The sequence below is a fragment of the Mycobacterium sp. TH-M15 genome (assembly GCF_057473705.1).
In genome coordinates, this window is the sequence record NZ_JBYCLB010000445.1 from 1 (window position 1) to 11538 (window position 11538).

Annotated in this window: 13 protein-coding genes; 8 read left to right on the forward strand and 5 right to left on the reverse strand. The window is 68.9% G+C overall.

Annotated elements, in window-relative coordinates; all coding sequences use genetic code 11:
• The 4 genes from AC2VNT_RS10715 to leuA all read left to right on the forward strand — a co-directional run.
• A partial coding sequence (locus tag AC2VNT_RS10715; RefSeq protein WP_486946834.1) for an SH3-like domain-containing protein occupies nt 1–427 on the forward strand: 427 nt, incomplete at its 5' end.
• Nucleotides 428–1165, forward strand: a complete 738-nt coding sequence (gene scnC / locus AC2VNT_RS10720; protein WP_486946835.1) for a thiocyanate hydrolase subunit gamma — start codon at nt 428–430, stop codon at nt 1163–1165.
• The gene (locus AC2VNT_RS10725; RefSeq protein ID WP_486946836.1) at nt 1158–1559 is read left to right on the forward strand and encodes a thiocyanate hydrolase; all 402 of its coding nucleotides are present in this window, start codon (nt 1158–1160) and stop codon (nt 1557–1559) included. The genes scnC and AC2VNT_RS10725 overlap by 8 nt, the downstream gene beginning before the upstream one ends.
• 254 nt (nt 1560–1813) lie before the next feature.
• A complete protein-coding gene (gene leuA / locus AC2VNT_RS10730; RefSeq protein WP_486946837.1) occupies nt 1814–3664 on the forward strand; it encodes a 2-isopropylmalate synthase in 1851 nt (616 codons plus the stop codon).
• Nucleotides 3665–3671: 7 nt separating this feature from the next.
• Here the strand turns inward: leuA and AC2VNT_RS10735 are convergent, their stop codons facing one another.
• A complete protein-coding gene (locus tag AC2VNT_RS10735; protein ID WP_486946838.1) occupies nt 3672–4016 on the reverse strand; it encodes a DUF732 domain-containing protein in 345 nt (114 codons plus the stop codon).
• Between the two features lie 91 nt (nt 4017–4107).
• A complete protein-coding gene (locus AC2VNT_RS10740) occupies nt 4108–5097 on the reverse strand; it encodes a DEDDh family exonuclease (RefSeq protein ID WP_486946839.1) in 990 nt (329 codons plus the stop codon).
• A gap of 152 nt (nt 5098–5249) precedes the next feature.
• Between AC2VNT_RS10740 and AC2VNT_RS10745 the strand changes: the two genes are divergently transcribed.
• Together AC2VNT_RS10745 and AC2VNT_RS10750 are read left to right on the forward strand one after the other, a co-directional pair.
• Nucleotides 5250–6485 (forward strand): MurT ligase domain-containing protein, encoded by a 1236-nt coding sequence (locus AC2VNT_RS10745; RefSeq protein WP_486946840.1) that lies wholly within the window; start codon nt 5250–5252, stop codon nt 6483–6485.
• 19 nt (nt 6486–6504) lie between these two features.
• Nucleotides 6505–7206 carry a type 1 glutamine amidotransferase gene (locus tag AC2VNT_RS10750; RefSeq protein WP_486946846.1) on the forward strand — a complete coding sequence of 234 codons (702 nt, stop codon included), beginning with the start codon at nt 6505–6507 and terminating at the stop codon, nt 7204–7206.
• 9 nt (nt 7207–7215) lie between these two features.
• On the opposite strand, the gene AC2VNT_RS10755 is transcribed toward AC2VNT_RS10750, so the two are convergent.
• Genes AC2VNT_RS10755 through AC2VNT_RS10765 form a run of 3 tightly spaced genes read right to left on the reverse strand, consistent with a single transcriptional unit; the run spans nt 7216 to nt 9119 of the window.
• Nucleotides 7216–8094 carry a metal-dependent hydrolase gene (locus AC2VNT_RS10755; RefSeq protein ID WP_486946841.1) on the reverse strand — a complete coding sequence of 293 codons (879 nt, stop codon included), beginning with the start codon at nt 8092–8094 and terminating at the stop codon, nt 7216–7218.
• A 44-nt stretch (nt 8095–8138) separates the two neighbouring features.
• Entirely contained in the window at nt 8139–8750 is a 612-nt protein-coding gene (recR, locus tag AC2VNT_RS10760) for a recombination mediator RecR (RefSeq protein WP_486946842.1), read from the reverse strand.
• A 12-nt stretch (nt 8751–8762) separates the two neighbouring features.
• Nucleotides 8763–9119: a YbaB/EbfC family nucleoid-associated protein gene (locus tag AC2VNT_RS10765; RefSeq protein ID WP_486946843.1), complete on the reverse strand. Its 357-nt coding sequence runs from the start codon at nt 9117–9119 to the stop codon at nt 8763–8765.
• Nucleotides 9120–9227: 108 nt separating this feature from the next.
• Here AC2VNT_RS10765 and AC2VNT_RS10770 point away from each other — a divergent pair, with 108 nt between their 5' ends.
• Nucleotides 9228–9989: an Rv3717 family N-acetylmuramoyl-L-alanine amidase gene (locus AC2VNT_RS10770; protein ID WP_486946844.1), complete on the forward strand. Its 762-nt coding sequence runs from the start codon at nt 9228–9230 to the stop codon at nt 9987–9989.
• 44 nt (nt 9990–10033) lie between these two features.
• Nucleotides 10034–11416: an FAD-binding oxidoreductase gene (locus tag AC2VNT_RS10775; RefSeq protein WP_486946845.1), complete on the forward strand. Its 1383-nt coding sequence runs from the start codon at nt 10034–10036 to the stop codon at nt 11414–11416.
• Nucleotides 11417–11538 lie beyond the last annotated feature (122 nt).

Here is an 11538-nt window from a genome sequence, read left to right on the forward strand (position 1 = left end):
GAAACCCCGTTTCATCGAGGACGGCTCGAAGATCCACCGGAATAAACACCATCTCGAGGCTGTCGGCAAGGGTGATCCGCAGGTTTACCGGGGTGAAGCCGATCCACCGCAATTCAAAGTCGGTGACGTCGTCGAGGTGCGTGACTGGCAGGCCCTCTTCTACACTCGCACGCAGGAGTATGTGCGCGGTGCCCATGGCGTGATCGCCAGCGTCGCCTACGAGTCGCCGGCGGCGGAAGACGAAGCGTTCGATTACGAAGCCGTCGGAGAGCCGAAGCCCGAGTGGTTCTACATCGTCCGATTCCGCATGAAGGAACTGTGGCCAAATTACACCGGGCCGGATTCCGACTCGCTGCAGACCGAATTGCCGGAACGCTGGCTGATATCCATCAAAGACATCGACGCGGAGTCTCCGGGAGAGAAATAAATGAAAGGTCCGTCGGAAGAAAGCGAGGTCTGCGGTACCAACATCCACGAACACCGACCGCACGCCCCGATGGTGGACGAGGTGTCAGACTTCGAGGCGCTGGAAGTCGCCGTCCGGGAGCTTTGCCTGGAGAAAGGGATCTTCACCGCCGAAGACTTCCGAGTGTTCGCGGAGTTCGCGGAGCGGGTCGGTCCGACACCGGCGTCGCACTTGGTCGCCAAGTGCTGGCTCGACGGCGACTTCGAACGATCTGCCCTGGAAAATCCGATAGACGCGTGCAAGACAGTCGGTGTGGACTGGTTGCAGCCCACCGGGTTCGGCACGCCGAGCGATTTCACGGCATTGCATATTCTAAAAGACACCCCGAAGTTGCATCATGTGATCGTCTGCACGCTGTGCTCGTGCTATCCACGCCCACTTCTCGGCAACTCGCCGGAGTGGTACCGAACACCGAGCTATCGACGGCGACTCGTCCGGTATCCACGGGATGTACTGGCCGAATTCGGCACCTATCTCGGAGCGGACGTGGAGATCCGTATCGAGGACTCCAATCAGAAGCATCGCTTCATGGTGCTACCGGTGCGACCGGGAGAGACCGAGGGCTGGAACGAAGACCAGCTCGCCGAAATCGTCACCCGGGACTGCATGATCGGGGTCGCCCTGCCGAAGCCCGGTGTGACCGCCAATGTCACTGCCGAGCGCGTTCGCAAAGCCCGCAGAGGTGCGCACCATGATTGATTCCGAGGCAGACCAAGGCAACCCGAGCCTGCGGCAACATCGCGTCGGATACTTGGAAGAACTCGCAACCCATGCCGCGCAGACATGGCGTGCACTTGCAGAGAAATACGGAGCAGATCAGGACCTGCCGCCCTGGAAGACCAACCTCGACGGCCTCTGCGATGCACTCGACGACGCCGCGTGCACCCACCCGAAGTCCGGGGTCCCCACATTCGTGGAACGGCGTGGTGAAGAAGATGTTCTCGTCCAGGAACGTTATGCACACCTGCCGTATCCCGAAAATCAGCTGGTAGCGCTCGCGCACAGCCTGATCGCGCGGGACATAATCGACGAAGAAGAGCTCCAAAAACGGTCGCAGGAAATCAAGCAGAGAAACGCAGCCCACGACGGGTGATGCGCCGGTGAGTCGGCTGCCGGGCGTGTGAACACCGTCCGGTGACATGCGCGGCCGGCTGGCCACGGCACCGCCCCGTGCACTCCATCGTCGGCCGGCGGTTTTCACACCGATACCGGCGCGGTACAGTGGTCGGCATGCAGCGCGTGCTCCTGCTCGGACGCCGCGGCGGGGTCTGATCCAGACCGGCTTCCCGTCGCGGCTGTTCGCGACGCGCCGGTCTGAGGTCCATCTGAAAGCCCGGAGCAGCCATCGTGAGTAACCCGTCCCAGCCGGACGCCTACCGGCAAGGCCACACCATCACCAAACCCGCCGGCCCGCCCACCGCGGGCCAGCCCGCGTGGAACCCGCAACGCGGCTCGTCGATGGCGGTCGGCCGGTACCGCCCGTTCGCCGACGAGGTACCGGGCGGCAGCCCGGCGTTGGGCACAGCGGCGGCTCCGTTCGACCGCCGCTGGCCGGACCGGGTGATCGACCACGCCCCGCTGTGGTGCGCGGTCGACCTGCGCGACGGCAACCAGGCACTGATCGACCCGATGAGCCCGGCCCGCAAACGGCGGATGTTTGACCTGCTGGTGACGATGGGCTTCAAGGAGATCGAGGTCGGCTTCCCGTCGGCCAGCCAGACCGACTACGACTTCGTCCGCCACATCGTCGAGACCGGTGCCATCCCCGCCGACGTCACCATCCAGGTGCTCACCCAGTGCCGGGACGAGCTGATCGAGCGCACCTTCGAGGCCTGCGCGGGTGCGCCGAACGTGATCGTGCACTTCTACAACTCGACGTCGACGCTGCAGCGCCGGGTGGTGTTTCGGGCCGACCGCGACGAGGTACAGGCCATCGCCGTGGCCGGCGCCCGGAAATGCCTGGCCGAGGCCGCCAAACACCCCGGCACCGCGTGGCGGTTCCAGTACTCCCCGGAGTCCTACACCGGCACCGAGCTGGAGTACGCCAAGCGGGTCTGCGACGCGGTGGCCGACGTCATCGGCCCCACCCCGGAGAACCCGATCATCATCAACCTGCCGGCCACCGTGGAGATGACCACCCCGAACGTCTACGCCGACTCGATCGAGTGGATGAGCCGCAACTTGAATCGGCGAGAGTCCGTCGTCCTCTCCCTACATCCGCACAACGATCGCGGCACCGCGGTGGCCGCCGCCGAGCTGGGTTTCCAGGCCGGCGCCGACCGGATCGAGGGCTGTCTGTTCGGCAACGGCGAGCGCACCGGCAACGTCTGCCTGGTGACGCTGGGGCTGAACCTGTTCTCCCGCGGGGTGGACCCGCAGATCGACTTCTCCGACATCGACGAGGTGCGCCGCACCGTCGAGTACTGCAACCAGTTGCCGGTGCACGAGCGGCACCCCTACGGCGGCGACCTGGTCTACACCGCATTCTCCGGCAGCCACCAGGACGCCATCAACAAGGGCCTGGACCAGATGAAGGTGGACGCCGACGCCGCCGGCTCCGCCGTCGACGACATGTTGTGGCAGGTGCCGTACCTGCCGATCGACCCACGCGACGTGGGCCGCACCTACGAGGCGGTGATCCGGGTCAACTCGCAGTCCGGCAAGGGCGGGGTCACCTACGTGATGAAGGCCGACCACGGCCTGGCGCTGCCACGCCGGCTGCAGATCGAGTTCTCCAAAGTGGTGCAGAAGATCGCAGAGGGCCCGGTGGGCGAAGGCGGCGGAGGACGTGAGGTCACCCCGAAGGAGATGTGGGACGCCTTCGCCGAGGAGTACCTGACCCCGGTGCGGCCACTGGAGCGGATACGCCAGCGGGTGATCGCCGCCGAGACCGACGGCGGCACCGACCGGATCGAGGCGGTGGTCAAGCTCGACGGGGTCGAGCAGACCATCACCGGTGCCGGCAACGGCCCACTGGCCGCCTTCGTCGACGCGCTGGGCACCATCGGCATCCAGGTACACGTGCTGGACTACTCCGAGCACGCGATGAGCGTCGGCGAGGAAGCCCAGGCGGCGGCCTATGTGGAGGCCCACATCGGCGCAGACACCATCTGGGGGGTCGGCATCGCCTCGTCGATCACCACCGCGTCGCTGCGGGCGGTGGTCTCCGCAGTGAACCGGGCGGCGCAGCTGAGCTAACGCGGCGTCAGCCGTCCGGGTGGGCGACCAGCCGGTCGGGGCAGTAGGACTGCACCGCGATCCCGATGAACTGAGCCGCGTGCTCCTCGGTCAGGCCCGGGTTGCTCTGCCGCAGCGCGGTCAGGATCGCCGGCGGCGCCGACCCGTCGCCGATCAACGTGCAGACCACCTTGGCCGCGCGAACCACCTCGTCGGGGTGCTCGTAGGTGATTCCCGCCGCCTGCAGCGTGGCGAACAGGGCCGCCGCATCCCCGTCGCCCGGATCGGCCTGCGCCGGGGCGGCGGGGCCGCGGCTGAGCACCCAGCCGACGGCGAGAGCGGCCACGGCGAGCAGCGACAACCGGCGTCTCACCCGTCGCCGATCTCCGCGCATGGCTCCCTTCCCGGTCGCTCCCGGATCGCAGAGCGCCAAGCTTAACGCCGTTTCCGGCGCCGCGCAGCGTTCAGAACAGCGAGATCTGCTCACCGCCTCGGCCGATGTCAGCGAACTCCTCGATACCGGCACCGCCGACCACGGCGCCGACGTCATCGAGGAACTGCGCGTCCGAGACCGTCGGCACGCCGAGCTCCCGGGCCAGGTAGCCCTTGCCCTGTCTGGGCTGCGGCTCGTTACAGATGACCAGCGAGGTGTCCGGGTCGACGACGTCGCTGTAGGCCAGCCCGGCGTGCAGGATGCGCTCGACGAGCTCCTCGTGGGTGCGGGTGCACTCCGCGGAGAGCGCCACCCGCATGCCCTGCACCAGCGGCCGCCCCCGCACATACCGGCCCGGGTTCAGGTATCGGCACGGAATCCGCGACGCCAGCGCCTTCAGCGGACGCAGTTCCTGGTGGGTGACCCGCCCGTTGGGCCAGTAGCGCCGCCCGACCGGCCGCACCGGCAGCCAGACGCCCCGCTCGCCGGCCCGCTGCAGTGTCGGTGCCAGCACCTCGGCCAGCACCCGGGTGTCGTCGAGCGCATCATGCGGCCGGCGCTGCCTCACCCCCCAGTACGCGGCGAGCGTCTCCAGCCGCAGGTTGTCCAGGCCGAGGTCCAGCCGACGCGCCAGCTCGACCGTGCACATCACACGGTCGATGGGCAGTTCGGCCTCGGCGACCTCGGCCTCGGCGACCAGGAACGAGTAGTCGAAAGCGACGTTGTGGGCGACCAGCGTCCGCCCGTGCAGCACGGCGCTCAGCTCGTCGACGATGTCGCGGAACTGCGGCTGGCCCTCGAGCATCGCCGCGGTCAACCCGTGCACGTGCGTGGGGCCCGGGTCGATGCCGGGGTTGACCAGGCTGGCGAATGATCGCTCCACCCGGCCGTGCGGATCCAGGGCCAGCGCGGCGACGCTGAGCACGCGGGCGCGGCCGGGCCGGAAACCGGAGGTTTCCACGTCGACCACAACCCAGCCCTCACCGGGTTCCCCCGCCGGGCGGCCCCAGATGGCGCTCATAGAACGAGGATGGCACGCGGGCGCCACCAAGGCCGGTCGGTGAACCACCGTGTCGTCAACTTAACCCGTTGCGGCGACCCGTCCCCCGCCAGCGGGAGGCGCCCCAGCGCCCGGCCGAACGCCAAGCTGGCGATCACCCTTAAACTGCGCGGGTGATCACCGCCCGTGGACGCCTCGCCCTGGCCGCCGGTGCGGGCGCCCGGTGGGCGTCGCGGGCCACCGGCCGCGGGGCCGGAGCGATGATCGGCGGCCTGGTCGCGATGACCTTGGACCACTCGATCCTGCGGCAGCTCGGTGTCGGCCGGCGGGCCGTCGTCGTCACCGGGACCAACGGCAAGTCGACGACCACCCGGATGACCGCGGCCGCGTTACGTGCGCTCGGCTCGGTGGCGACCAACGGCGAAGGCGCCAACATGGACGCCGGCCTGGTCGCCGCGCTGGCCGCCGACCGCCGGGCCGGCCTGGCGGCGCTGGAGGTCGACGAGATGCACGTGCCGCACGTGCTGGACGCGCTGGACGACAGCCAGCGTCGGGTGCTGGTGCTGCTCAACCTCTCCCGTGACCAGCTGGACCGGGTCGGTGAGATCAACGCGGTCGAGCGGGCGCTGCGGGAAGGCCTGGCCCGGCATCCGCGCACGGTGGTGGTCGCCAACTGCGACGACGTGCTGATGACGTCGGCGGCCTACGACTGCGCCGAGGTGGTGTGGGTGGCCGCCGGCGGTAGCTGGGCCGGCGACTCGGTCAGCTGCCCGCGCAGCGGCGAGGTGATCGTCCGCGACGGCGCGCACTGGCGCTCCACCGGCACCGACTTCGAACGACCCGACCCGCACTGGTGGTTCGACAACGAGGCGCTGTACGGGCCCGGCGGGCGGACGCTGCCGATGCGGCTGGCGCTGCCCGGCGCGGTGAACCGGGGCAACGCCGCCCAGGCGGTGGCCGCGGCGGTGGCGCTCGGTGTCGACCCCGCCGCCGCGGTGGCCGCGGTCTGCACCGTCGACGAGGTGGCTGGCCGGTATCGCACCGTGCAGGTCGGCCCGCACTCGGTGCGGATGCTGCTGGCCAAGAACCCGGCCGGCTGGCAGGAGGCGCTGTCGATGGTCGACCGGCACGCCGGCGGGGTGGTGATCGCGGTCAACGGGCAGGTGCCCGACGGCGAGGACCTGTCCTGGCTGTGGGACGTGCGCTTCGAGCACTTCGGCGACACCGCGGTGGTGGCCGCCGGCGAGCGCGGCACCGACCTGGCGGTGCGACTGGGCTACGCCGGCGTACAGCACACCCTGGTGCACGACACGGTCTCGGCGATCGCGTCCTGCCCACCCGGCCGCGTCGAGGTGGTCGCCAACTACACCGCGTTTCTGCAGCTGCAGCGGAGGGTGGAACGTGGCTGACGCTCGTTCCGATTCGACGGTGCGGATCGGGCTGGTGCTGCCCGACGTGATGGGCACCTACGGCGACGGCGGTAACGCCGTGGTGCTGCGGCAACGGCTACAACTACGCGGATTCTCCGCCGAGATCGTCGAGATCACCCTGGCCGACCCGGTACCGGAGTCGCTGGATCTGTATACCCTCGGCGGCGCCGAGGACTACGCCCAGCGGCTGGCCACCCGGCACCTGATCACCCACCCGGGCCTGCAGCGGGCGGCGGTGCGCGGCGCCCCGGTGCTGGCTATCTGCGCCGCCATCCAGGTGCTCGGCGCCTGGTACGAGACCGCCGCCGGTGAGCGGGTGGAGGGGGTGGGTCTGCTGGACGCGACCACCTCGCCGCAGCAGGTGCGCAGCATCGGCGAGGTGGTTGCCCAACCGCGCCCGGCCGGGCTGACCGCGCCGCTGACCGGGTTCGAGAACCACCGTGGCGGCACGGTGCTGGGGCCGGCGGCGGCGCCGTTGGGCACGATCGTCAAAGGCGACGGCAACCGGGTCGGCGACGGGGTCGACGGGGCGGTGCAGGGCAGCGTGGTCGCCACCTACCTGCACGGGCCGTGTCTGGCCCGCAACCCTGAGCTGGCCGACTCGTTGCTGTCGCAGGTGGTCGGCGAGTTGGCGCCGCTGGAGCTGCCCGAGGTGGAGCGGCTGCGCCGAGAGCGACTGGCCGCGCCCCGGCGGGTGTGAGGTGGGCACCTACTTGTCGGCCAGGTGGTCGACGAGCGACCCGCGTTCGCCGAAGAGCCGCGGCGTCCACTCGTCCAGCAGCGCGGTGTTGTCGTTGTCGTCGGGGTGGAACCCGACGCGCGTGTAGGCGCGCAGCCGGCGGATCACCGCCCGGGTGAGAAACGGTGAGTGGCGCAGTGCGGCAATGCTCTTGACCAATCGTATCGGATGGTAAGCGGCCCGGTCGGCAAGCATCGACAACGTGGTGTGCCACGCCAACACTCCGATGAACATGACGCTGGTCACCCACATCGCGATGATCCGCGTCCGCTCGCTGCCACCGACGGCGCGGTAGACGTCGAACGCCACCGCCTTGTGTTCGGACTCCTCCAGCGCGTGCCACAACAGCACCGATCTGACCTCGTTCTCGCCCAGCAGCTCCCGAGCGCGCGGGTCGCTGAGCAGTGTCTCGGCGAGCGTGGCGGTGTAGTGCTCCAATGCGGCGGTCACCGCCAGTCGGTAGCGCGGGCTGCGCCACCGCTCCAGCCGGGCCAGCCCGTTCTTCGTACGCCGGTCTATCCGGTGGGTGGGATAGCCCATCAGCTGCAACCGGTCGTTGAGTTCGCGGTGCTGACGGCCGTGGGTGACCTCCTGGCCGGTGAAGCCGGCGACGGCCTTCGTCAACCGCGGATCGGTGATCCGGTCGGCGTAATGGTGCACGGACCGGACGAAGAAGTCCTCGCCCGGGGGAAAGAACCCCGACAGCACCGATACGACGTGACTCATCACCAGGTCGCCCTGCACGTAGTGACGCTCCAGCGGCGTGACGTCGTAGCGGAAGTGGATTCTTCGCACCGTGATCGGCCGCACCGGGTGCGGGGGACCGGACGTGGGCTCAACCGACGACACGGCTATCACGGTACCCGCGGTACTGGATACCTGCCAGGCGCCGCTTACGCCATCGCGCGACGGCCGGTGAACGCCCGGCCCAGCGTCAGCTCGTCGGCGAACTCCAGGTCGCCGCCCATCGGCAGCCCGGAGGCCAGCCGGGTCACCGTCAGACCCGGGATGTCGCGCAGCATCCGCACCAGGTAGGTGGCGGTGGCCTCGCCCTCGGTGTTCGGGTCGGTGGCGACGATCACCTCGGTGACGTCGACCCCGTCGACCCGCTCCCCGACCCGGTTGAGCAGCTCCCGGATCCGCAGCTGTTCGGGCCCGATCCCGGACAGCGGGTCCAGCGCCCCGCCCAACACGTGGTAGCGGCCACGGAATTCCCGGGTGCGCTCCATCGCCTGCACGTCTTTGGGCTCCTCGACGACGCAGATCTGGGAGAGGTCGCGGCGCGGGTCCGCGCAGATCCGGCAGCGTTCGGCGTCGGCGACGGTGCCGCACACCGTGCAGAACTGCACACCGTCACGAACCTTGGTCAGCGCCGCGGTGAGCCGGTCGATCTCGGCCGGCTCGACGGAGAGCAGGTGAAACGCGATGCGCTGGGCACTCTTGGGGCCGATACCCGGCAGCTTGCCGAGCTCGTCGATCAGATCCTGAACCGGCCCCTCGAACACGTTCGGCGGTCTCTACTGTCCCGGCGCGGCACCCGGCGTGCCAGCTATGCCGGGTGCATTGCCGAAACCGCCGGCCAACGGGGAGAGCCGCTGCTGGGCCAGCGTGGTGGCCTGCTTGGCCGCGTCCGCGAGCGCGCCGACGATCAGGTCCTGCAACGTCTCCACGTCGGCCGGGTCGACGACCTTGGGATCGATGGTCACGGCGACCACCTGGCCACTGCCCTTGGCGGTCACCCTGACCAGGCCACCACCGGCCTGCCCGTGCACCTCGGTGTTGATCAACTCCTGCTGCGCCTTCAGCAGCTGCTCCTGCATCTGCTGTGCCTGCGCGAGCAGCGCAGACATGTCGGGCTGGCCTCCGGGTTGCATGACGATCCTCTCGGCTTGTGTCTCGACCTGGTTGCGGCTCGGTCTCGGCTGTGGATAAGACGCGATTCGAGAAACCAAGCCTAGTCGCCGCGGAGTTACCGTGACGCCGTGCAGCTACCAGTCCTCCCGCGTGTCGGGATCGCAGTCATCACCGGAATGCTCGTCGCCACCTCGGTATTGACCGGCCCGCCGTCGGGCGCCACGCCGGGCAACATCGCCGGCAAGATCGTGTTCCTCGACCCCGGCCACAACGGGGCGAACGACGCCTCGATCGGCCGGCAGGTGCCCAACGGCCGGGGCGGCACCAAGGATTGCCAGGCCAGTGGCACCGCCAGCCCCAGCGGCTTCCCCGAGCACACCTTCACCTGGGACACCACCTTGCTGATCCGTCAGGCGCTCAGCCGGCTGGGCGTGCGCACCGCGATGTCCCGCGGCAACGACAACGCGCTCGGCGCGTGCATCGACGAGCGTGCGGCGACCGCCAACTCGCTGCACCCCAATGCGATCGTCTCCATCCACGCTGACGGCGGTCCGGTCACCGGGCGCGGATTCCACGTGAACTACTCGGCGCCGCCGCTCAACGCGGTGCAGGCCGGCCCGTCGGTGCAGCTCGCCCAGATCATGCGCGATCAGCTGGCCGCGGCCGGCATCCCACCGGCCAACTACATCGGCAACAACGGGCTCTACGGCCGCTCCGATCTGGCCGGGCTGAACCTGGCGCAGTACCCGGCGGTGCTGGTGGAGCTCGGCAACATGAAGAACCCGGCCGACGACGCGCTGATGGAGTCGCCCGCGGGGCGGCAGAAATACGCCGACGCGGTGGTGCGGGGCATCGCGGCGTTCCTGGGGACCCAGACCCAGGCCAGCTGACGATCTTCGCTGCACGCGCCCGGATCCGCGACTAGCGTGTCAGTGTGTCTGTTCGGCCGGAGCACGCGCCGTCGACCTACGCGGCGGGGGTGCGACGGCTGCTGGACAGCTACCGGTCGATCCCGGCGACGGAGTCGGTAAGGCTGGCCAAGCCGACGTCGAACCTGTTCCGGGCCCGGACCAGGCGCGCCGCCCCCGGCCTGGACACCGCGAAACTGACCAACGTCATCGCGATCGACCCGGCCGGCCGCACCGCCGACGTGGCGGGGATGTGCACCTATGCGGACCTGGTGGCGACCACCCTGCCCTACGGCTTGTCACCGCTGGTGGTTCCGCAGCTGAAGACGATCACGCTGGGTGGAGCGGTCGCCGGCCTGGGGATCGAATCGGCGTCGTTCCGCAACGGCCTTCCGCACGAGTCGGTGCTGGAAATGGACATCCTCACCGGTGCCGGCGAGGTGGTCACGGCGTCACCGAGCCGCAACGCCGACCTGTTTCGAGCATTTCCGAACTCGTACGGGACACTTGGTTATTCGACTCGGCTGCGGATCGAGTTGGAGCCGGTGAAGCCGTTCGTCGCGCTACGCCACATCCGATTTCATTCACTTGCCGAACTGGTCGACACGATGGGCCAGATCGTCGATACCGGCACATTCGACGGCACCCGGGTGGACTATCTCGACGGGGTGGTATTCCGTCTGGATGAGGGCTACCTGTGTCTCGGCACCCAAACCGGCGCACCCGGTCCGGTCAGCGACTACACCGGACGGCGCATCTACTACCGGTCGATCCAACACCCCGACGGTGTCGCCGATGACCGGCTGACCATCCACGATTACTTCTGGCGCTGGGACACCGACTGGTTCTGGTGCTCGCGGGCGTTCGGTGCACAGCACCGGGTGCTGCGCCGGCTCTGGCCGCGGCGCTATCGGCGCAGCAGCTTCTACTGGAAACTGATCGGTTACGACCACCGGTTCGGAATCTCCGACCGGATCGAGAAGAGGCACGGGCGGCCGCCACGCGAGCGGGTGGTGCAGGACGTCGAAGTTCCGATCGAGCGCTGTGGCCAATTCCTGCACTGGTTCTTCGACACCGTGCCGATCGAGCCGGTCTGGCTCTGTCCGCTGCGACTACGCGACCGAGCGACCGGGTGGCCGCTGTACCCGATCAGGCCCGACCGCAGCTACGTCAACATCGGGTTCTGGTCGTCGGTTCCGGCCGGCCCGACGGACGGGGTGACGAATCGGCTGATCGAAACGAAAGTCGGCGAGCTGGAGGGGCACAAGTCGCTCTACTCCGACTCCTACTACGCGCCTCAGGAATTCGACGATCTGTATGGCGGGGAGGCATACAAGGCCGTGAAGAAGAGCTACGACCCTGACTCGCGTCTGCTGGACCTGTACGCGAAGGCGGTGCAGCGGCGATGACCATCTACCGAGACGGTGCGCACACCGCCGCCGGCAAGCTGAGCCTGGCGCAGGTCGTCGAGACGCTGGCCGCAACCGACGGCCTGCCACTGAAGTTCACCGCCTACGACGGCAGCACCGCC